The organism is Streptomyces sp. NPDC005775 (assembly GCF_042871565.1).
Lineage (GTDB): Bacteria > Actinomycetota > Actinomycetes > Streptomycetales > Streptomycetaceae > Streptomyces.
The window spans coordinates 125,868-146,964 of record NZ_JBIAIU010000004.1 but is presented as its reverse complement, the minus strand read 5'-3'; the positions used below and the strand labels follow the sequence as shown (position 1 = coordinate 146,964).

Annotated in this window: 15 protein-coding genes and 1 tRNA gene; 7 read left to right on the top strand and 9 right to left on the bottom strand. The window is 72.7% G+C overall.

All coding sequences use genetic code 11. The features are described 5' to 3' along the window. Window positions 1–87: 87 nt before the first annotated feature. From ACFYPA_RS11105 to ACFYPA_RS11080, 6 genes are all read left to right on the top strand, one after another. Window positions 88–1,479, top strand: coding sequence for an FHA domain-containing protein (locus ACFYPA_RS11105; RefSeq protein WP_389131215.1), 1,392 nt, complete (start codon window positions 88–90; stop codon window positions 1,477–1,479). 123 nt (window positions 1,480–1,602) lie between these two features. Further along, the gene (locus ACFYPA_RS11100) at window positions 1,603–2,007 is read left to right on the top strand and encodes a globin (protein ID WP_359085926.1); all 405 of its coding nucleotides are present in this window, start codon (window positions 1,603–1,605) and stop codon (window positions 2,005–2,007) included. A gap of 184 nt (window positions 2,008–2,191) precedes the next feature. Continuing rightward, on the top strand, window positions 2,192–5,512 hold the full coding sequence (locus tag ACFYPA_RS11095) for an FtsX-like permease family protein (protein ID WP_389131212.1): 3,321 nt from the start codon (window positions 2,192–2,194) through the stop codon (window positions 5,510–5,512). A gap of 1 nt (window position 5,513) precedes the next feature. After that, the gene (locus ACFYPA_RS11090) at window positions 5,514–8,327 is read left to right on the top strand and encodes an FtsX-like permease family protein (protein ID WP_389131209.1); all 2,814 of its coding nucleotides are present in this window, start codon (window positions 5,514–5,516) and stop codon (window positions 8,325–8,327) included. Further along, the gene (locus ACFYPA_RS11085; RefSeq protein WP_389131206.1) at window positions 8,324–9,310 is read left to right on the top strand and encodes an ABC transporter ATP-binding protein; all 987 of its coding nucleotides are present in this window, start codon (window positions 8,324–8,326) and stop codon (window positions 9,308–9,310) included. The genes ACFYPA_RS11090 and ACFYPA_RS11085 overlap by 4 nt, the downstream gene beginning before the upstream one ends. A gap of 52 nt (window positions 9,311–9,362) precedes the next feature. Beyond that, complete coding sequence (locus ACFYPA_RS11080; protein WP_389131204.1) at window positions 9,363–10,412, top strand: DUF2804 domain-containing protein; 1,050 nt, start codon at window positions 9,363–9,365, stop codon at window positions 10,410–10,412. Window positions 10,413–10,428: 16 nt separating this feature from the next. Here ACFYPA_RS11080 and ACFYPA_RS11075 read toward each other — a convergent pair whose 3' ends face one another. From ACFYPA_RS11075 to ACFYPA_RS11040, 8 genes are all read right to left on the bottom strand, one after another. Then, the gene (locus ACFYPA_RS11075; protein ID WP_359085921.1) at window positions 10,429–11,112 is read right to left on the bottom strand and encodes a hypothetical protein; all 684 of its coding nucleotides are present in this window, start codon (window positions 11,110–11,112) and stop codon (window positions 10,429–10,431) included. After that, on the bottom strand, window positions 11,109–11,531 hold the full coding sequence (locus ACFYPA_RS11070) for a thioesterase family protein (RefSeq protein WP_359085920.1): 423 nt from the start codon (window positions 11,529–11,531) through the stop codon (window positions 11,109–11,111). The genes ACFYPA_RS11075 and ACFYPA_RS11070 overlap by 4 nt, the downstream gene beginning before the upstream one ends. Before the next feature lie 5 nt (window positions 11,532–11,536). Then, window positions 11,537–13,201, bottom strand: coding sequence for an energy-dependent translational throttle protein EttA (ettA, locus tag ACFYPA_RS11065; RefSeq protein WP_359085919.1), 1,665 nt, complete (start codon window positions 13,199–13,201; stop codon window positions 11,537–11,539). A 213-nt stretch (window positions 13,202–13,414) separates the two neighbouring features. Then, window positions 13,415–13,936, bottom strand: a complete 522-nt coding sequence (locus ACFYPA_RS11060) for a hypothetical protein (protein WP_359085918.1) — start codon at window positions 13,934–13,936, stop codon at window positions 13,415–13,417. 316 nt (window positions 13,937–14,252) lie between these two features. Beyond that, the gene (locus ACFYPA_RS11055; RefSeq protein ID WP_389131200.1) at window positions 14,253–15,665 is read right to left on the bottom strand and encodes an LAETG motif-containing sortase-dependent surface protein; all 1,413 of its coding nucleotides are present in this window, start codon (window positions 15,663–15,665) and stop codon (window positions 14,253–14,255) included. 270 nt (window positions 15,666–15,935) lie between these two features. Beyond that, window positions 15,936–16,532, bottom strand: a complete 597-nt coding sequence (locus tag ACFYPA_RS11050) for a single-stranded DNA-binding protein (protein ID WP_389131197.1) — start codon at window positions 16,530–16,532, stop codon at window positions 15,936–15,938. A 103-nt stretch (window positions 16,533–16,635) separates the two neighbouring features. After that, on the bottom strand, window positions 16,636–18,531 hold the full coding sequence (locus ACFYPA_RS11045) for a GTPase (RefSeq protein WP_389131194.1): 1,896 nt from the start codon (window positions 18,529–18,531) through the stop codon (window positions 16,636–16,638). After that, window positions 18,528–20,180, bottom strand: a complete 1,653-nt coding sequence (locus ACFYPA_RS11040) for a dynamin family protein (RefSeq protein WP_359354363.1) — start codon at window positions 20,178–20,180, stop codon at window positions 18,528–18,530. Before ACFYPA_RS11040 ends, ACFYPA_RS11045 begins: the two co-directional genes overlap by 4 nt. 317 nt (window positions 20,181–20,497) lie before the next feature. Between ACFYPA_RS11040 and ACFYPA_RS11035 the strand changes: the two genes are divergently transcribed. Next, a tRNA-Arg gene (locus ACFYPA_RS11035) sits at window positions 20,498–20,570 on the top strand. Between the two features lie 220 nt (window positions 20,571–20,790). On the opposite strand, the gene ACFYPA_RS11030 is transcribed toward ACFYPA_RS11035, so the two are convergent. After that, window positions 20,791–20,976 carry a hypothetical protein gene (locus tag ACFYPA_RS11030; RefSeq protein ID WP_389131191.1) on the bottom strand — a complete coding sequence of 62 codons (186 nt, stop codon included), beginning with the start codon at window positions 20,974–20,976 and terminating at the stop codon, window positions 20,791–20,793. Between the last annotated feature and the right edge of the window lie 121 nt (window positions 20,977–21,097).

Here is a 21,097-nt window from a genome sequence, read left to right as displayed (position 1 = left end):
GCCGCCCGACCGGCCAGGTCCGCCGGGCGGCGACGCAAGAAAAATGACGGCCCCCGGGGCCGGACGAGGAGAGGGGGAAGCGCCGACATGCCGACCTGCCCGAACGGACACCAGTCGGGTTCCGAGGACTGGTGCGAGGTCTGCGGCCACCGCATGGCCGGGCCGGGCGCGCCTGCGGGCGCCGTTCCCCCGCCGCCTCCCCCGCCCCCCGCGCCCGGCTACGGATACCCGCAGGGCCACGGCCCCGACGCGACCCAGCAGGCCGAGCTCTGCCCCCAGTGCCGCACCCCGCGGGAGGCCATGGCGCCGTTCTGCGAGGAGTGCCGCTGGAACTTCCTCACGAACACCGCCACGTCGTACACGCCGCTGGCCCCGCAGCACGGCGCTCCGGGCGGCCCCGTCCCCGGGCTCAACCTGCCGCCGGGCTTCCAGGCCCAGCAGCCGCCCGGCCCCCCGCAGCCGCGTGAGCCGCGCGACCCGTTCGAGTACCAGAGCTCGCGCCCCTCGCAGATGAACCGCTCGGCCGAGCCGCTCTCCACGGGCCCGGGTGCGCAGCCCCCTCACCCGTTCCAGCAGCAGGGACAGCAGCAGGGCCCGCCGCCCCCGCCTCCGTTCCAGCAGGGACAGCAGGGACAGCAGGGACAGCACGGACAGCAGGCCGGTCCGCAGGGCGGCCCGCAAGGTTTCCCGCAGGGGCAGCACGCCCAGCAGCAGCATGCGCCGCAGGGCTCCCCTCCGCCTCCGTTCCAGCAGCAGAACTCACCCCAGGGCCCGCCCCCGCCGCCGTTCCAGCAGCAGAGCGCGGCACCGCCGTTCCAGCAGACGGCTCCCCCGGTCTTCGAGCAGCCCGGACCGCCCGCCCCGCCGCAGCCGCAGGCGCCGCAGACCGGCGGTGACGACTGGTTGCTGTCGCCGCCCTCGCAGGCCCAGGGCCCGCAGACACCGATGCAGCAGCAGTACCCGGGCCAGCAGAACCACGGCCCCGCGCAGGGTCAGGGGCCGGGCCAGAACCAGGGACCGGGCCAGAACCAGGGCCCCGGGCAGGGACCGGGCCAGAACCGGCCCCCGCTGTCCATGAACTGGACCGCGGTCATCGCGCCCGACCGTGAGTACTTCCTGGCGATGATGCAGCGCAGCGGCCCCGAGGCCACCGGGCTCAACCTCCCGGCGTACTCCCCGGAGCAGCAGCTGCCGCTCACCGGCAACCAGATCACCATCGGCCGCCGTCGCCACAGCACCGGCGAGTCCCCCGACATCGACCTGTCCGTACCCCCGGAGGACCCGGGCGTCTCGCACCAGCACGCGGTGCTGGTGCAGCAGCCGGACAGCAGCTGGGCGGTGGTCGACCAGAACTCGACGAACGGCACCACGCTCAACGGCGCCGAGGAGCCGATCCAGCCCTACGTCCCCGTGCCCCTCCAGGACGGCGACCAGGTGCATGTCGGGGCGTGGACGACGATCACGATCCGCCGGGACTGACGCAGTCGCGAACACCACCTACGGCCGGCGAGGGAGCGCTCCTCGCCGGCCGTCGTGCTGCCCGCACGGGCCGGCTTCGGCCGGCGCCCCGTGGCCGGCCGGCGCGTCTGCGACCATGGACGGGTGACTGAGAATCCGCGCGACACGCTGCAGGAGCTGACCTTCTACGAGCTGGTCGGCGGCGAGGACACCTTCCGGCGCCTGGTCCACCGCTTCTACCAGGGCGTGGCCGGGGATCCGCTGCTGCGGCCGATGTACCCGGAGGAGGATCTGGGTCCGGCCGAGGAGCGGTTCACGCTCTTCCTGATGCAGTACTGGGGCGGCCCCCGCACCTACAGCGACGAGCGCGGTCACCCCAGGCTGCGGATGCGGCACGCGCCGTTCAAGGTCGACCGCGCCGCGCACGACGCCTGGCTGAGCCACATGCGGGTGGCCCTGGACGAACTGGGCCTCGCCCCGGAGCACGAACGGCAGCTGTGGGAATACCTCACCTACGCGGCCGCGTCGATGATCAACACCGAGGGCTGAATCCGGCCGGAGAACGCGTGCCCCACCCGGACAGAAAGTGTGCGGAATGCGGTACTCCGTCTTCGGATATCGATCACAATCCCATCAAGGTCTGTCTGTAAGCGGTTTCGGTAGTCGCTGGTGTCTGAAAGCATCCGATACGACGCGCCGGGGGGCGAAGCGTGCGCGGTGACTAGGGGGCCAGGTGACGGGGTTCGTCCTTCTGCGGGTGAGGGCCCATCGGCTCCTCCTCGCCGCGGCGGTGCTGGCCGTCCTCCTCACCACCTCGGTCCTGGCCGCTCTCACCGCCTTCTCCGGTTCCATCGGTGATGCCGCGCTGCGGCACACGCTGACCCACCGGTCCGCGGCGCCCGCCTCCCTCGTCATATCCGCGCAGGTGGAGCGCGACCGGCGGGACGCCGCCGACGCGGCCGCACGCCGGGCCGCCCGCACCACGTTCGACGGACTCCCGGTGACCGTACGGAAACTGGAGTCCTCCGGTCCGTACGCGCTGCCGCGCAGCCTGCAGGACTCCGCCGCCCGTCGCGGCGATCCGGACCTCACGCACTTCGCCACCCTCGACCGCAGCCGGGTCCGGCTCACAGCGGGCCGGATGCCGGTCGCCGGCGCGGGAGGGGCCGGCGCCCCCGTCCAGGTCGCGCTCCCCGTCACGGCCGCCGACACCCTCGGACTGAAGCCCGGAGCCCGGCTCGAGCTCGCCGACCGGCTCGGCGGCAAACCCGTACAGGCCCTGGTCACCGGCCTCTACAGGGCCGCGGACCAGTCCGATCCGTACTGGCAGCTGGACGCGCTCGGGGGGCGCGGCATCCGCAAGGTCGTCTTCACGACGTACGGTCCGCTGCTCACCGATCCGGCCGTGCTCGGCTCCGGCCGGATCAGTACCGGCGAGGTGTCCTGGCTGGCCTCCGCCGACTTCCGGACCGTCACCACGGACCGGATGCCCGCACTGCACGACGCGGCGACCACCGGCCCGAAGGCGCTGCTCGCCGCTCCCGACTTCAAGGACGGGGCCAGTGCGCAGACTTCGCTGCCCACCGTTCTCGACCAGGTCGACCGGGCCCTGCTGGTCTCCCGCTCGACGCTGATGATCGTGGCGGTGCAGCTGGTCCTGCTCGCCGGGTACGCCCTGCTGCTGGTGGCACGACTGCTCAGCAGCGAACGCGGCGGCGAGACCGAACTGCTGCGGGCCCGTGGTGGGTCGCGCGCCCGGATCACCTCGCTCGCGGCGGTCGAGGCGCTGCTGCTCGCGCTGCCGGCCGCAGTCGTCGCCCCGCTGCTCTCCGGACCGCTGACCCGCCTCCTGGCGGACCGCTCCTCGCTCCACCGGATCGGTCTGCGACTCGACGGGGGCGTCACCGGCCAGGTGTGGCTGATCGCGGCCGTCACGGCGCTGGCCTGCGCACTCGCCGTCGTCGCACCGGCGCTCGCCGCCAGTGCCGGGGGCCGGCGCTCCACCCGTTCCGCCGCGCTGCCCGCACCGGTGCGGGCGGGGGCGGACATCGCTCTGCTGGTGATCGCCGCGGTCGCGTACTGGCAACTGGACCGGCAGACCAGGGGTTCGGGCGGTGGCGCGCTCAGCGGCGACCGCGAGGGCGATCTCGGCATCGATCCGCTGCTGGTGGCCGCACCCGCGCTGGCGCTGCTCGCCGGCACCGTGCTGACGCTGCGCCTGCTGCCGCCCGCCGCGAGGCTCGCGGAACGCCGGGCGGCGGGTGGCCGCGGACTGGCGACGGCGCTGGCGGGCTGGCAGTTCAGCCGCCGCCCGCTGCGGGGGGCCGGGCCGGTGCTGCTGCTGGTGCTCGCCGTGGCGATGGGGATGCTGGCGATCGGGCAGAGCGCCTCCTGGAACCGTTCGCAGAGCGACCAGGCGGACTTCAGGTCCGGTGCGTCGGTGCGCATGACGGGGGCTGTCAGCGCGGACCCGGCGAAATCCGGCGCGTACGCGAAGCTGCCGGGCGTACGGGACGCCGCGCCCGCGTTCCGCGCGTCCGTGGACCTCTCCGACGAACGCACCGCCGAGGTGCTCGCGCTGGACACCGCGCACGCCGACGAGCGGATGCTGATGCGCGACGACCTCGGCGACGGCTCCGTGGACCGGCTGTTCGACACGCTCTCCCCGACCGAGGCCGCCCGCCCGGGACTGCTGCTGCCGAAGAACAGCACGCGACTCCGCTTCGACGTGCGGATCTCCGCGGTGACCGCGCCCGGCAAGGTCTCGCCGTCCGGCATGGGCCCCCTGGTCACCGTGGGTCTCGAGGACCGCTACGGCATCCCGTACCAGGTGGTCGTGGGCTCCGTACCCGTCGACGGCAAGGCGCACCCGGTCTCGGTCGACGTGGCCGCCGCCGGTGAACTGGCCGTCACCGGGATCGAGCTGGACGGCAAGCAGCCCGTCGGCCGGGGGGAGGCGCACCGGCTCACGGTGAGTGCCCTGCGGACCGTCGGGCCGGGCGGCGCCGAACGGCCGGTGCCCGTACCGGACGGCTTCCGCTGGCAGGCGACGGTGACCGCCGACGCGTTCGGTGAGGTGCGGCCCGGTGCGCCGGTCTCCCCGACCGCCTCGGCGAACGCCCCGCTGGCCCTCGACTACGCCACGGGAGCGGTCACGGCCGAGGACGCGGTGTGGGCGATCCCGGCCCTCGACGTGCGGGTCACGGCGGTCCGCCCCAAGGCGCCGGCCCTGAACGCCGTGGCCACGGACGCCTATCTGAAGGCGACCGGGGCCAAGCCGGGGCAGGACGTCGACGTCACGCTGGCCGGTGAGACGGTCCGGGTGAAGATCGCGCGGACGGTGCACCGGCTGCCGACCACCGGGCCCGGCTCGGGCTCGTCCTCCACCACGGGGGAATCGCAGCAGGCGCGGGACGGCGGGGCCCTGCTCCTCGACCTCCGCGCCCTCGGCCAGGTCTTCGCCGAACGCCCCAACGCCCGGCTCACCGCCACCGAGTGGTGGCTGGACACCGAACCGGGCCGGGCCGCGGACGTCGCGGCCGCGCTGCGCAAGCAGCCGGACACCGACCCCGTACAGGTCCAGGTGCGCGACGAGGTGGCCGCGGACCTGACCGGTGACCCGCTGGGGGCCGGCCCGCAGTCCGCCCTGCTCGCGGTGGCCGTCATCGCCGCCGCGCTGGCCGCGGTGGGCTTCGCGGTGGCCTCCGTCGGCTCTCAGCGGGAACGTTCCGCCGAGTTCGCCGTGCTGCGGGCACTCGGCGCCCCCCGCCGCCGGCTGGCCCGGATGATCGCCGCCGAACAGGGCGTACTGATCGCGATCGGACTGCTGGTCGGGGCCGCGCTCGGAGCCCTGCTCACCAGGGCGGTCGTGCCGCTGATCGTGCTGACCGGGCAGGCCGCCCAGCCGGTGCCCCGGGTACTGGTGCAATTGCCGCCCGGGCAGGTGGCCGCGCTGCTCGCCGGAGTGGCCGCGCTGCCGCTGCTCATCGTCGCGGTCCTCACACTGCGCCGCGCCGATCCGGCGACATCGCTGCGCACCCAGGGGGACAACTGACATGAGTCCGCGATCGAGGACCCCCCGGACCGCCGCCGCCTGCGCCCCCTGGGTGCGCACCCGGTTGCGCACGGCCCCCGGCGCCGCCTGCGCGTTCGCCCTCCTGGTGGTGGTGACGGCCTTCCTCGCCGCCGCCTTCCCCCGGGCCGTCGACAACTACGAGAACAAGGGGCTGCGCCACGACCTCGGCAACGTGGACGCCACCCGCAGCGTCCTGGAGGTGAGCGGACCCCAGCCGGGACTGGAACTGCCCGTCGCGGCACGCGAGTCGGCCGTGCGCGGGGCCACGCTGGGTTCCGTGCAGCGCAGCATCCTGGCCGGGCTGCCCGACCCGGTGCGGGCCGATGCCTCCCAGTCCGCGTACGGAGTGCGCACCTCGGAGCCGATCCTGGCGGGTGAGCCGTTCTTCCCCCGTCCGTACGGCCTCGACCCGGCGCTGACGTACGTCACCCAGTCCGCGCTGCCCGACCACGCCTCCCTGCGCACGGGGAGGTGGCCGGCCGTCCGCGGCGAGGTCACCCTCGCGACGGACGAGGTCGAGGCAGCCGTCACCGAGGAGACCGCGAAGGCGCTGCACATCAGGGCCGGAGCGACCGTCTCCGTCCCGACCCGCGGCGGTGAGCCACTGACGGTACGGATCACCGGCATCGTCGCCCCGCGGGACCCCGGGGGCTCCTACTGGTCGGCCGAACCGCTGCTCCGCAGCCCGTCCCTGGTCGCCCGGCCCACGAAGGACACGCCGCGCTACTACTGGATCGCCGCGCTGCTGCTCCCGCCGGACGCCGCACCGGCCCTGCTCGCCACCACCGGCCAGCCCGAGCTGTACTGGCGGATCGCCCCCGACGCCTCGCGCCTCACCGCGCTCGACGTGCCGCGGCTGCGGACCGCGGTGGCGTCCCTGGAGGGCGGCCCGGAGCTGCTGAGGATGCGCGGTGTGGCAGGGGACACGGTCACGGCGACGACCGACCTGGACGAGGTGCTGACGGGGTACGACGGGATGCGTGCCGCGATCCAGCCGGTCGTCACGGTCGCCGCCGTCGGCATCGGGGCCGTCGCCGCCGTCATCCTGCTGATGGCGGGCGGTCTGCTGGCCGGCCGCCGCCACGCCGAACTGGCCCTGCTCCGGGCCCGCGGCGGTTCCCTGGCGGGCATCGGGCGCCGGCTGCTGGCCGAGACCGCGGTGACGTCCGTGCCCGCCGGGGCCGTGGGCCTGCTGCTCGCGGTCCTGGCCGTCGGTGAGGCCCGGCTGTGGCCCGCCGTGACCGGCGCCGCGGGGGTCGTCGTCCTCGTCTGCGCGACGCTCCCGCTGCGTACGGCACTGCCGCACCGCACGCCGCGACTGCACGGCGGCCGCGACGACCTGGTCGCCGCCCGCCCGTCCCGGCGGCGTACCGTCGCCGAACTCACCCTGCTGGTACTGGCCGTCGGCGCGGTCACCGCTCTGCGCCGGCGCGGAACGGACGGCGCCGAGGGCACCGACCTGCTGATCAGCGCGGCCCCGGTACTGGTCGGGCTGATCGCCGCCGTGGTCCTCGTCCGGCTCTACCCGCTGCCGCTGCGGCTCGCCCTGCGGTCCGTGGCCCGGCTGCGCGGCGCGGTGGGCTTCCTGTCGCTGGCCCGTGCCGGACGCTCCTCGGCGGCCGGCACCCTGCCCCTGCTCGCGTTGCTGGTGGCGCTGACGACGGCGGCGTTCGGCGGCTCGGTGCTCGCCGGGGTCGCGGACGCCCGGGACGGCGCGGCGGTGCGTTCCGTCGGCGCGGACGCCCGGATCAGCGGCCAGGCCGACTCCGCACCCCTGTCGGACGGTCTGATCCGTGCGGCGGCGAAAGCGGACGGCGTACGGGAGGTGGCGCGCGTCCAGATCGAGTACGGGGTCGCCCTGCCGGCGCCCGAGCACGGATTCGAGGACGCCAAGGGGGCGACCTTGATCGGCGTCGACCCGGTCACCTACGCCCGGCTGACCCGCTCCACCGGCATCGGCACCTTCTCCGCCGACCGGCTGAAGGCCACCGGACCGGCGACGCCGAAGGGCACGATGCCGTCGAAGGACCGGGTGCTGCCGGTCCTCGTCTCGCCGTCCGTGGCCGAGCGGCTCGGTGACCGGCCGCGTGATCTCCAGTCGCTGGCCGGGGACTTCAAGGTCCAGGTGGCGGGCACCGTGGCAGCCACGCCCGCCGTCAACGACGCCTCCTTCATCGTCGTCGACTCCGCCGCGCTCACCCATCGGCAGACCACCGCGCTGCTGCTCACCGGCGACCGGCTCGACGCCGGGGCGCTGCGCGCGGCGGCCGGGCATGGGGACGAGGAGGCCACCGTACGGATGCGCACCGAGGCGCGGGCCGCATACGTCGACACCCCGATGCAGACGGGGGCCGAACGGATCTACCGGGCGGCGATCGCGGCCGGCGCGGGATACGCCCTGCTCGCCGTACTCCTCTCCCTGCTGCAGACCGCTCCCGAACGCACGACGTTGCTGGCCCGGCTGCGCACCATGGGCCTCACCTCCCGGCAGGGCGGGCGGCTCCTCGGCTTCGAGGCGATGCCCCAGGCCCTGCTGGCCGCCGGGGGCGGACTGCTCGTCGGCTGGGCGACCATCGCACTGCTCTCACCGGGCATCGACCTGGTGCGCCTGGCACTCTCGTCCGGCTCCGGCTCCGGCCTGCTGGACACCGCACCGCTGCGGACCGATCCCTGGTCGCTCGTCCTCCCGGCACTGGGCGTGATCGCCCTCACCGCGGTGGTGGCCGGCGTCCAGGCATGGTGGGCCACCCGCCGTGGATCGGTCACCGAACTCAGGGCAGGAGACTCCCGATGACGACGCCGTCGACCGATTCCACGCTGGCGGAGCTCGAACAGCGGGCCACCGCCCGCCGCGACCGGCCCTCCTACGGGCACGACGCCCTGATCGCCTGCGACCGGCTGGTCCGTATCTTCACGACGGACGGTGTGGAGGTGCAGGCCCTCCAGGGCCTCGACCTGCTGGTCACCGAGGGCGAGTTGCTGGCCCTGGTCGGCGCGTCGGGCAGCGGCAAGTCGACGTTGATGAACATCCTGGCGGGTCTTGACGAGCCCACGGCGGGTGCGGCGAAGGTCGCGGGCTGCGATCTCCTCTCCATGGGGCAGAAGGAGCGGCTGCGCTACCGACGGGACGTCGTCGGCTTCGTCTGGCAGCAGACGTCCCGCAACCTCCTCCCCTATCTGACGGCCATCCAGAACGTCACGCTGCCGATGCAGCTGCGCGGCCGCGGCCGCAACCGTGAACGGACCGCGCGCGCGGAGTCGTTGCTGAAGATGCTGGAAGTGGCCGACTGCCGCGACCGGCGCCCGCAGCAGATGTCGGGCGGTCAGCAGCAGCGGGTGGCGATCGCGGTCTCGCTGGCCAACTCGCCCTCGGTGCTGCTCGCCGACGAGCCGACCGGGGAACTGGACTCGGCCACCGGCGAGCAGGTGTTCGCCGCCTTCCGTCGCGCGAACGAGGAGCTCGGCACGACGATCGTGATCGTCACCCACGACCAGGCGGTCGCGAACGAGGTCCGCCGCACGGTGGCGATCCGGGACGGCCGCACCTCGTTCGAGGTGCTGCGCCGCACGGAGGTCGACGCGGCGACGGGCCAGGAGTCTCAAGTGGCGCGCGAGTACGCGATGCTCGACCGGGCGGGCCGGCTGCAACTGCCCGCGGACTACACGGAGGCGCTGGGCATGGAGCACCGCGTGATGCTGGAACTGGAGCAGGACCACATCGGGGTGTGGCCGGACGGCACCGGCCCCGGGCCCACCCAAGGGCGGGACAGCCCTTAGCGGGCGCCGGCCGAGCCGGAGCGCCCGGGCGGGGCCCTTATAGGATCCGCGCATGACGACGTCCGAACGCGAGATCACCGAGCCGGTCGACCTCTGCCTGCCCGACGGCACTCTCGATCCGGCCGCGGTCGGCTGGTCCCGGACGCCTCTGCACCGCGCCAATCTGCGCGGCTGGGGCCGCACCAAGCGCTGGGAGTACTGGTGCGTGACGACACCCACCCATCTGGTGGCGCTGACCGTCAGTGACCTGGACTTCCTCGCGCTGAACACCGTCTACCTGCTCGAGTACGCCCCGGGCGGCCTCGAACTGGAACGGACCGCGATCATCCCCGGCGGCTTCGGCGTCGAGCTCCCCGACAGCATCGCGGGCGCCCCCGGCTCCCGGGACGTGGTGGTCGGACCCGAGCGGCCGTCCGGCGGCAAGGTGCGCGTCGAGATCCGCGACGAGAACGCCGGCACCCGGCTGAGGGCCCGCTGCCTGACGCCGGAGCGGTTGCCGCTGGAGGTCGACCTCCTGGTCGCCCGGCCGCCGGAGCACGAATCGCTCTCGGTCGTGGTGCCGTGGAGCGAACGCCGCTTCCAGTACACGTCCAAGCACACCGCGCTCCCCGCGTCCGGCCGGGTCAGGATCGGCACGGAGTACCTGGAGTTCGACGGGGACGACATCTGGGCGGTCCTGGACCACGGCCGGGGACGCTGGCCGCGCACGGTCGACTGGAACTGGGGCGCCGCGTCGGGACGCACCGGCGGGCACACGGTGGGCCTGCAGTTCGGCGGGCGCTGGACGGCCGGCACCGGCTCCACGGAGAACGCGCTCTGTGTGGACGGCCGGCTCACCAAGATCGGTGAGGAGCTGGACTGGCGGTGGTCCACGACCGACTTCCTCGCGCCCTGGACCATCCGTACGCCGTCGTCCGGCCAGGTCGACCTGACGTTCACCCCGTTCCACAACCGGTCGACGCGCACGGAGACCGGCCTGATCGACAACCGCACCGACCAGTGCTTCGGCCACTACGACGGCCTGATCCGCACGGACGACGGCACGGAGATCCCCGTGGAACGCCTGCTGGGCTGGGCCGAGGACGTCCACATGCGCTGGTGACGCGCTTCCTCCGGCGCTACCCGCCCACGGAGAAGGCGAGCGACCCGAGACCCCCGGCCGCACCCGCCCGCCGCAGGGCGATCGCCCCGTACGGGGTACGCAGCCGCAGCCAGGCGCTCGTGGCCAGCAGGGCCACGGGGAAGTCGGGCGCGGCACGCAGGAATCCGAGGGACTGCGCCGCGTGGACGGCGCGCAGCGCGAGCTCCGTACCGCCGACGGTCCGCGACCAGATGTCCCGTCCGATGAGATCCCGCTCGGCCCGCGTACGCCGTTCCTCGGGCAGTGCCGCGTCCCGCGTACGGAATTCGGCGACGGCCTCGTCCAGCGCCGCGCGCAGCGCGAGCGGCCCCGGCAGCCCCGGCAGTTCCTGCCAGCCGCCGCGCGGAGGCAGCACACCGGTCCAGGGGGGCCCGGTCACCGGTGCGGGGACGGCCCCGGAGCCGGTCGACTCCTCCAGCGATTCGAGGAGCTCACCGGCGGAAACGGTCACGTCGAACTGGTGCGTGTCCGCCAGCCGTACCGCCCGAACGGCCAGGACCTCGAACGACGGCGGCCGGCCGAACACGGCCAGCGCGCCGCCGCCCGCCTGCAGCCGTACCGCTGCGGCACGGTCGTAGTGCAGCAGCCGGCCGAGGAAGGCCGCGAGATCCGCGGCCTCCCTCGTGTCGGCGAACCGCAGCGTCTGTACGGGCGCGGTCATACCGCCGCGGGCTCCTCGGCCAGGTACTCCTGGAGGAAGAGCTTCTCCTCCGCGGAGATCCGCCGGGGCCGCTCCTCGGCCAGGTTGTACGGGACGACGATGGTCGACGCCCGTACGTACACCTGGTCCGGGTCCTTGATCTCGTACGCGATGGTGAGCGAAGCGGCACCTATCTTCGTCACCCACGACTCGACGGTCACCGGCGTGTGCCGGTGCACCAGCGGGCGCACGTAGTCGATCTCGTGCCGGGCCACGACGGAGCCGCCCGCGAAGGACGGCGAGCCGTCCCCCGGCGCCAGCCGGAACATGAAGTCGATGCGCGCCTCCTCCAGGTAGCGGAGGAAGACCACGTTGTTGACGTGCCCGAAGGCGTCCATGTCCGACCAGCGCAGCGGGCAGCTGTAGATGTGACGAGCCAAGACGATCAGCCTCGCGTGAGCTTCTTGTACGTGGCACGGTGCGGGCGGGCGGCGTCCGCACCGAGGCGCTCGACCTTGTTCTTCTCGTACGACTCGAAGTTGCCCTCGAACCAGTACCACTTGGAGTCGCCCTCGTACGCCAGGATGTGCGTGGCGACGCGGTCCAGGAACCAGCGGTCGTGGGAGATGACCACGGCCGCACCGGGGAACTCCAGCAGCGCGTTCTCGAGCGAGGAGAGGGTCTCGACGTCGAGGTCGTTGGTGGGCTCGTCGAGGAGCAGCAGGTTGCCGCCCTCCTTGAGCGTCAGCGCCAGGTTGAGGCGGTTGCGCTCACCACCGGAGAGGACACCGGCCGGCTTCTGCTGGTCCGGGCCCTTGAAGCCGAACGCGGAGACGTACGCCCGCGACGGCATCTCGACCTGGCCGACGTTGATGTAGTCCAGCTCGTCCGAGACGACGGCCCACAGCGTCTTCTTCGGGTCGATGTTGGCGCGGGACTGGTCGACGTAACTGATCTTGACCGTGTCGCCGACCTTGATGGCGCCGCTGTCCGGCGTCTCCAGGCCCTGGATCATCTTGAACAGCGTGGTCTTGCCCGCGCCGTTCGGACCGATGATGCCGACGATGCCGTTGCGCGGCAGCGTGAACGACAGGTCGTCGATGAGGACCTTGTCGCCGAAGGCCTTCGAGAGGTTCTCGACCTCGACGACGATGGAACCGAGCCGCGGGCCCGGCGGAATCTGGATCTCCTCGAAGTCCAGCTTCCGCATCTTGTCCGCCTCGGCCGCCATCTCCTCGTACCGGGCGAGACGGGCCTTGGACTTGGTCTGGCGCCCCTTGGCGTTCGACCGCACCCACTCCAGCTCTTCCTTGAGCCGCTTCTGGCGCTTCTCGTCCTTGCGGCCCTCGACCTTGAGGCGGGTGGCCTTCTTCTCCAGGTACGTGGAGTAGTTGCCCTCGTAGGGGATGGCGCGGCCGCGGTCGAGTTCGAGGATCCACTCGGCGACGTTGTTCAGGAAGTACCGGTCGTGGGTGACGGCGACCACGGCGCCCGCGTACTTCGAGAGGTGCTGCTCCAGCCAGTTCACCGACTCGGCGTCGAGGTGGTTGGTGGGCTCGTCGAGCAGCAGCAGGTCGGGCGCCTCGATGAGGAGCTTGCAGAGCGCGACGCGGCGCTTCTCACCACCGGACAGGTTGGTGACGGCCCAGTCACCGGGCGGGCAGCCCAGCGCGTCCATGGCCTGCTCCAGCTGAGCGTCCAGGTCCCACGCGTTGGCGTGGTCCAGGTCCTCCTGGAGCTTGCCCATCTCGTCCATGAGCGCGTCGGAGTAGTCGGTCGCCATGAGCTCGGCGACCTCGTTGAAGCGCTTGAGCTTGCCCATGATCTCGGCGGCGCCGTCCTGGACGTTCTCCAGAACGGTCTTCGACTCGTCGAGGTGGGGCTCCTGCATGAGGATGCCCACGCTGAACCCGGGCGACAGGAAGGCGTCACCGTTGGACGGCTGCTCCAGGCCCGCCATGATCTTCAGCACCGTGGACTTACCGGCACCGTTTGGACCCACCACACCGATCTTCGCGCCGGGCAGGAAGCTCAGCGTCACGTCGTCAAGGATGACCTTGTCGCCGTGCGCCTTGCGTGTCTTGCGCATCGTGTAGATGTACTCAGCCAAGAGAAACCGTCCGGCAATCGATGAGTGGGCAGATACACCCCATCTTGCCTGACGGCCACCTCTTGACGGAAACCCGTATCGGCTGGTGGCCGTGACCTGGCCGTACGCCGGTCCGTGTGGGTGAGCGCTCTGCCACTGACCGTCGCGCTCGATCACTGCCGCGCCGTCCCCGGGACGCGGGCGGGCCGCCCGTGACCGAGATGCGCCGCGCTCCTAGCTGACCTGCTGCAATGCCCAGAAGTGCGGGTCGATGGGGGCCCGCCTCACCACGATGCGACCGATGACACCGGGATCGTCCACCAGCTTCCCCCAGGAGGCGGAACCGTCGCTGGGGGTGTGCTCGATGTCGGCCCACACCGCGCTGCCGGGTCCGGCGGAGCCGATGTCGACGGTCCACTCGGCGTACTTGCCCGCACAGCCGTTGGCCGACACTCGGTAATTGTCGTTCAAGATCAGGCAGGTGCGGGGGTTCGAGCCCTGCGTGGAGACTTCCATCGTTCCGTTGGGGCGTTGACGTACCTGCCAGTTCGCCGAGGTGTTCGCGTTGTCCGTACAGTCGCCCAATTCCAACGTGCCCCTGTTCCCGGCCGTCTTGGGCCAGATCAGACACTTGCCGTCCTGGAGGGCCGCGAACCGGTAGACCCCGTCGACGAGCGGGGCGGCGTGGGCGGGTTGGGCGAGTACCGCAGTGGCCGCAGCCGCGGCGGCCATGACAGCGATGACGCGTGAACGCATGGATCTGACTCCTCGAACAGCCTCGGCCGCGCCGCTCGCACGGCACGGACCCGGTCGACGCACATTCCGCCGGAGCCGGCGGCGGCACCGATCCTGGAACACCGGCCTGCCCGGCAGCGGCCCGTGGGTGGCCGCTGTCACCCGCCTGGCTGCGACACATCACCCGATGGCGTGGCGGCTCGGCGCTGCGCGGCTCGCCGTTTCGAGGGCGTGGTCCGGCCCCGGCCCGTGGCACCCCGGATATGCCACGGCCCCGGTCGGCCGAAGCCGTACCGGGGCCGTGATCAGGGCGTGGTGACCGTGCGCCCGGTGTTCGTCACTCGCCCGCCGTCCGGTCCTTGCGGCGACGGAGGAGGAAGATCGAGCCGCCGCCGATGACGACCAGGGCGATCGCGATGCCCGCGATCATCGGGGTGGCGTCGGAGCTGCCGGTCTCGGCGAGGTTGCCCTCGGCGCCGGTCGTGCTGCCGCCGGCCGTGGCGGTGATCGTGGTGGGCTGCTCGGCGGTCTGCGTGGTGAGGCCGTCGTTGCCGCCGCCCGTGGTCAGGCAGTCCAGGACGCCCTTGAAGGTGCGGGTGAATCCGCCGGGGCCGGTCACCGTGACGTCGTACGCCTGGTCCTCGGCGACCGGCACGGTCACCGTCTCGGTCCTGCCGGGCTCGACGGTGTGCTCCACCCCGGCCAGGTCGTACGTGAACGCCGCGTCGCCCTTGTTGCTCGTGGTGACGTCGACGCCGCCCCTGGCGCAGTTCTTCTTCGCGGTGACCGCCGGGATCGCGCCCTTGCCGGCCCAGGTCGCGGTGGCGCTCGCGGAGACCGTGGACTCGCTGGAGCCGGCCAGGATCTGGGTCTGGCTCTTGGTGGCACCGGCGAAGGCCCGGCCGACGGGGACGGAGGTGGTGGCCTGCACGGTCAGGGAGGCGGAGCCGTCGGCGGCATCGGCCGGGACGTCGAACCAGAGCTGGGAGCCGTTGGCGGCCGTGGTGACCGCCTTGCCCTTCTTGTCGGTGATCCTGACACCGCTCGCGGCATCGGCGGGCGGGGTCACCGAGACCTGGCCGGCGTTGGTGTGGACGGTGACGGGCCCGACGCGCTCACCGGGGTGACCGGACACCGCGACCGGGTCCAGGGCGAGGGACGCCTTGGGCTCGGCGGTGTCCGTCGCGGACTTCTCCAGCCAGTCGGCGAGCTTCTCCGCCTGGGCGTCGGATGCCGTGACGTCGGCCTGGTCCGAGTAGCGCCAGATGGCGACCTGGGTGCCGGCCGCCGCGGTCTCCACGGTGAGCGGGCCCGTGCCGGCCTCGTCGGCGAGTACCTGGAGGTCGTCGATCTTCGGGTAGGAGTGCTCCAGGATCCAGCGGATCCTGCCGGCGTTCTTGTTCGTGCCGAGCGAGGTCTGGGTCCAGGGAGTCTCCAGGTACTTCGCCTGGTCCTGGGTGGGGTTGTGGATGTCGATGCAGTACGTCTTGAACTTGCCGCCGCCGTCGACCGTCATCTCGAAGAGCCCGGCGGGCAGCTGCTGGTTCTGGCCGTCCGCGTGGAGGACCGCGGTGTCGAACGTCTTCAGTCCGTCGAGGGTCGCGGTGGCGCCGCCCTGGTGCGGGGGAGCCTCGTCGGCGACCGCGCCGCCCGCACCGGTGAGGGCGCCGGCCATGACCAGGCCGGAAGCCACGATCGAGGCAGCCAGCCGGGCCATGCCCCGGTTCCGACGGGGGTTGGCCGTCGTCATGGATGACGAGACGGTCGCTGAAGAAGCAGAAAACACAGAATTCCCCTCCGGGCGAGACCCTCGCGTCCGTTACGCGTGTGGGGAATGTCCCGCCAGCCGACTCAAGTGTCCTGTGAGTACTGAGGAATCCTAAGGACCGAGTGAAGCCCGGTCCCCCGTCATACCGTCCGACAACCATTCCGAATCGGAATCGTTATCCCGGGTAACGTCCTTGACGAGGAGAGGACTCGGGCCGGAATGCGGTCCTCGCCCCCTCCGCCAAGTGTTCCGTCAGGGCGCCGACACCAGTTCCGCGCGAGCCTTCTGACGTGCCGTCCGGCGCTTTGTGACCGGGCGTTCCGCCCGTTCCCCGGCGGCCGGTTCACACGCCGCGTCCCGTGCTTCCGTCCGCTCCGGCGGGTGTTCGCGGTCCGCCGGAGGTTCGCGGTCCGCCGGCCGCTCCCGTACGGCCCACCGGTCCTGGTCGTCGGCCGTACGAGCGCCGGCCCGCACAGTCAGGGCCGGATCACCCCTGACCACGCGCCGGAAGGCCGACGTCCCCCGGGTCAGGTCGTGCCCCACCGCCACCGCCTCGATGTCCACGAAGGTCCTGCGCTGCCCCTCCCGTTCCTCCTCACGCACCTTCAGCCTGCCGTGCACCACCAACGGCTCCCCCACCGCCACGGAACCCGTCAGGTTCGACGCCAGGGTGCGCCAGGCCCACACGGTGTAGAAGCTCGTGTGCCCGTCCGTCCAGGCCTGTTTCTCGCGGTCCCAGCGCCGCGGCGTCACCGCGAACCGGAATCGCGCCATTCCGCCGCTCGCGGTGTCCCGGAACTCCACACCGGTCGCCGCGTTCCCCACCAGTGTCACCAAGGTCTCGTTCATGACTCCGCCTCCCCTTCGGTCCGGATACCGGTGACCGTGCTCCTGCGTGCGGTCACTGATCCCATGCTGAAGGGGAGGCGGAATTCCTGCTGAAGCCTGTGGACTAACGGCCCGTTGTGGAAAACTCCGTCACCGCCACGAACCGCTCGCGCACCTCCCGGTAGCGCACCAGCTCCGCCGACACCGGATCGAGCACCCGGGCCCGCCCGCAGCCGGCCGCCGCCTCGCGCAGCCTTCGCTCGGCCTCCTGGCCGTACCGCCGCGCCGGCCCCCGGGCTGCCGCCGCGCACGACCACTCCACCAACGGGCCGCCGATGATGCCCGCGAGCATCACCAGGACGGGCGTCAGCAGCCCCGGTTGCAGCACTCCGATGATCTGGCCGGCCAGCCACAGTCCGCCGAGGATCTGCAGCAACGTCATGGCCACCTGCGCCAGTACGGCGGCGGGCCACCAGGCCGGCCTCGGCGGCCTCGCGCCCGCGCGCCCGCCGTGCTCCGGCTCCGTAGCGCCACGGGCGCCGGTCCCGGCCGTGGCGCTGCCCGTTTCCGTTTCCCCGTCCTCCGTCCCCGCGGCCCGCCCGGCCAGTTCGTCGAGCGCCTCGGGCAGCCCCTGCGCCCCGTGCACCGCGGCCTCGCGCACCGCCTGCGCCCACGGCCCCGGCAGTCCGGCGGCGGCGTCGTCGGCCACCGTGCGCACCGCTTGTTCGACGCGTTGGCGTGCGGTGAGCTGTTCCTCGGGCGGCGCGGTGAACGCCCCCCGGTCCAGGCCTCCCGGCTGCCGGGTGGATTCGTACCAGCGCCACAGCCGCAGCCACGGCGTCCCGCACGCCCGGCCTGCGTTGCGGCGCCATTCGCGTTCGGCTGCCTGCCCGGCGGCGGCGGCGCCGACGGCTTCCGCCAACCGGTCCGCGAACTCCTCACGGGCCCGCTCCCCCAGTCCCGGCCGCCCCTCGGCGACGTACACCGGGCGGAGCCTGGCCGCCGCCGCGTCCACGTCCGCGGAGAGCCGGCGGGTGGCCGCCGTACGGTCCTGGACGAAGCGGCCCAGCAGTGCACGCAGTTCGCCCACTCCCTCGCCGGTGAGCGCGGACAGGGACAGGACGGTGGCGCCGGGTTCGCCGTGTTCGCCGAGCGCCATGCCGTCCTCGTCGAGGAGGCGGCGCAGATCGTCCAGGACCTGGTCGGCGGCCTCGCCGGGCAGCCGGTCGATCTGGTTGAGGACCACGAAGGTGACCTCCGCGTGTCCGGCGAGTGGCCGCAGGTATCGCTCGTGCAGGGCCGCGTCGGCGTACTTCTCCGGGTCCACCACCCAGATCACCGCGTCGACGAGCGCCAGCACCCGGTCCACCTGGTCGCGGTGCCCCCTCGCCGCCGAGTCGTGGTCGGGCAGATCGACCAGGACGAGTCCCTGGAGCGCCTCGTCGGCCGCCGTGCCGCCGGCCTGCGGCCTGCGCCTGAGCCGTCCGGGGATCGCGAGACGGTCCAGAAGTCCCGCGGCGCCGTCCGTCCAGGAGCAGGCGAGCGGCGCGCCGGTGGTGGGCCTGCGCAGTCCGGTCTCGGAGATCTGGGCGCCCGCGAGGGAGTTGAAGAGGGTCGATTTTCCGCTGCCGCTCGCTCCGGCGATGGCGACGACGGTGTGGCGCGAGGAGAGCCGCTGGCGGGCCGCGGCCTCGTCGAGGACCCGCCCCGCCTCGGCGAGGTCGCTCCGCTCCAGCCGGGCCCTGGAAAGGCCGACGAGTTCGCGCAGCGCGTCCAGGCGGGGGCTGAGGGGGCTTCCGGAGGGCACGTACGCCTCGACCTGCGGCCGTACGTCGTCGTCCTGCACCGCCGCGGGGGTCTCGTCGGCCGTCGTCTCCTCGGTTGCGGCGGCGGCCCGGCGGGCGATGAGTCCGTCGTCCCAGCCCCCGGGCGGCGTGTCCAGGTCCCGCGCGGTGCCCGGCTCCTGGGCCCGGGTCCGTCCCCGGCCCTGTCCCGGACCTTCGTCAGTGACGGCAGTCATCGCTGCCACCTCTCCTTCTGCAGTACGGACAACGCGGCAATCAGTTCGGCCTGCGGCTCGGGGGCCACGTCGAGCGCGTCCAGCGGGGCGAGCCGGCGGTCGCGTTCGCCGCCGAGCACCTGGTCGAGATAGCTGGTGAGCAGCGCACCGCCCTTGTCGCGCAGGCGCAGGGCGCCCTGGGCACCGATGCGTTCGGCCAGTTGCTCGCCGGCGATACGGGCCCTGCGGCCGCCGAGGAGGGCGGCGGCGAGGAGGACGGCGACGGTCTCGGGGTCGGGTGCGGTGTTGCGTTCCAGGAGGCGCACCTCCTCCTCGGCCAGTTCCTCCAGGACCCGGCGCCATCTCCGTACGGCCATGGCGATCCGGCCACGGATGTCCTCGGCCGGGCCCCAGCCGCCGTCCTCCCGGCCCGCCGCCTCGAAGGTGAAGAGTCCGGCCGCGGGCTCGCGCCGCCAGGTGGCGCGGACCGTCTCGTCGGCGGCGGCCACCGCGCACTCCAGGAGTGCGGCGAGGGACTCCACGAGTGCGTCGAGCACCTCCTCCGAGGTGCTGTAGAGCGGGTAGCCGCGCCACCGGGTCCGGGCGTCCCCGGCGAGCGCCCCGCCGTTCTGGAGGCGTCGCCTGACGCGTGCGCCTTCCTTGCGGTAAGCGTCCTCCACCACACCGGTCAGCCGTACGGCGGCCGCGTACTGCGCGGCGACCGCTCCGGCCAGGGCCGGCATCCGGACATCCAGGGAGTCGATCACCCCGGCCGCCGTCCGTCCGACGGCCTGCTGACGGGCCGCCGGGTCCTGCGCGCGGTGGGTGAGCCAGGCGCGCAGTGGGGCGACGGCGGTGGTGGGGAGCAGTCCGCTGCCGCCGCCGGCCGATTCGGGCAGTTCGGGGATGGTGAAGCGCGGCACCTCGCCGAGCCCGGCCTTGGTGAGCAGCGCGCCGTACTGCCGCGACACCTCGGCGATCACCTGGTGCGGTACGCGGTCGAGGACGATGACGAGGGAGGCGTCGTACTCCTTGGCCGTACGCAGCAGGTGCCACGGCACGGCGTCGGCGTAGCGGGAGGCGGTGGTCACCATGACCCAGACGTCCGCGGCGCAGATGAGTTCGGCGGCCAGGACGCGGTTGCGCACGACGAGCGAGTCGATGTCGGGGGCGTCCAGCAGGGCGAGGCCGCGCGGCAGACCGGGGGCGGTCTCGACGCGCAGGGCGGTTCCTTCCTCGGCGGCGCTCCCGTCGAGTCCGTCGAGGTCGTCGCACTGGCCGGGGTCGGCCGACTCCTCGGGCGACAGCCAGACCCGGGTGAGCTGGGGCAGCACCCGGATGTCGGCGAACCAGTGGTGATCGTCCGGATGGCAGACGAGCACCGGTGTGCGGGTGGTCGGGCGCAGCACCCCTGCCTCGCTGACCCGGCGTCCGACGAGGGAGTTGACGAGCGTCGACTTGCCCGCGCCGGTGGATCCGCCGATGACCGCGAGCAGGGGCGCCTCGGGGTCCTTGAGCCGGGGCAGCAGGTAGTCGTCGAGCTGGGCGAGCAGTTCGATCCTGGTCTGCCGGGCGCGTGCGGCTCCTGGGAGCGGGAGTGGAAGACGCACGGCAGCGACACGGTCGCGCAGGGCGGAAAGTGCGTCGATGAGCTGAGGCCGTACGTCCAAGGTCACCACATGCGAAGAATGCCCAATTTTGGCGCCTTTTTGAAGCGTATAGCCACCTCTGCGCGCCGGTTCCCCCGTCCGGCCAGGGGTGACGAAGGGGGCGCAGGCATAACGAGTGCACAACACCCGGGGCGTGAGGCGTCAAAAGCGATGCATGAATCGCACCTACCTGCGATTATCGTCTCGCTTCACCGAACCTCCACATCGTGCCACGCAGGTGAAGCAACCGGGCCGCGTCGGTCGGAGCCCTATCCTTGTCCCGGCAAGGTCACGGACCACCCCGGTCCAGGGCTTCAGGTCATCGCGGCCGACACCCGGCCCCCGTAGCTCAGTGGATAGAGCAGGCGCCTTCTAAGCGCTTGGCCGCAGGTTCGAGTCCTGCCGGGGGCGCACATCGCGCACCACTATGAGGCCCTCCACCCCGGAGGGCCTTTTCGCTGGTCAGACGCACCCTAGAGGGTGGCCCGTAGAGGCCGTGTAAGCGCCGGACCGGCCTCTGGAGGCTGCGAGGGCGGTCCGGCGCTGTCCGGCTGTCACCGGGTTTCTGCGGGTGGCCACGGTGAATGCACGGTGAAGTTCTCCGTGCCCCCGTCAGCCCGCGTCATCCCCGTCAGATGGCCAGCAGGACCGGCACGCTGTTCCCCTCCCATGCCGGGCCCCGCGCCGGCGGAATGCCGTCGTTGAGCGACTTGGTCAACCGCTTGCGTCCCAGGTCGTACACCCGCTTACCCAGGGCTGAGGCATACGCGTCAGGGGTGAGGACCTTCGCCGAACGGCACAGGATCGCTTCACGCACCGCACCCGTGCCGGCCCGCGAGTGGGTCTGCGGGGACAGCCCTTCGGGGCCGTAGCCGCAGCGCGTGCCAGTCGCGTTCCGTATCCAACAGCCAGTCAGTGACGCGTAGCTCGGTGTCCGC

Coding starts and splice junctions, on each gene's coding strand:
- ACFYPA_RS11090 (WP_389131209.1), top strand. CDS start 5,514: ATGAGTCCGCGATCGAGGACCCCCCGGACCGCCGCCGCCTGCGCCCCC.
- ACFYPA_RS11075 (WP_359085921.1), bottom strand. CDS start 11,112: ATGACCGCGCCCGTACAGACGCTGCGGTTCGCCGACACGAGGGAGGCC.
- ACFYPA_RS11045 (WP_389131194.1), bottom strand. CDS start 18,531: ATGACTGCCGTCACTGACGAAGGTCCGGGACAGGGCCGGGGACGGACC.
- ACFYPA_RS11055 (WP_389131200.1), bottom strand. CDS start 15,665: ATGACGACGGCCAACCCCCGTCGGAACCGGGGCATGGCCCGGCTGGCT.
- ACFYPA_RS11050 (WP_389131197.1), bottom strand. CDS start 16,532: ATGAACGAGACCTTGGTGACACTGGTGGGGAACGCGGCGACCGGTGTG.
- ACFYPA_RS11105 (WP_389131215.1), top strand. CDS start 88: ATGCCGACCTGCCCGAACGGACACCAGTCGGGTTCCGAGGACTGGTGC.
- ACFYPA_RS11085 (WP_389131206.1), top strand. CDS start 8,324: ATGACGACGCCGTCGACCGATTCCACGCTGGCGGAGCTCGAACAGCGG.
- ACFYPA_RS11060 (WP_359085918.1), bottom strand. CDS start 13,936: ATGCGTTCACGCGTCATCGCTGTCATGGCCGCCGCGGCTGCGGCCACT.
- ACFYPA_RS11080 (WP_389131204.1), top strand. CDS start 9,363: ATGACGACGTCCGAACGCGAGATCACCGAGCCGGTCGACCTCTGCCTG.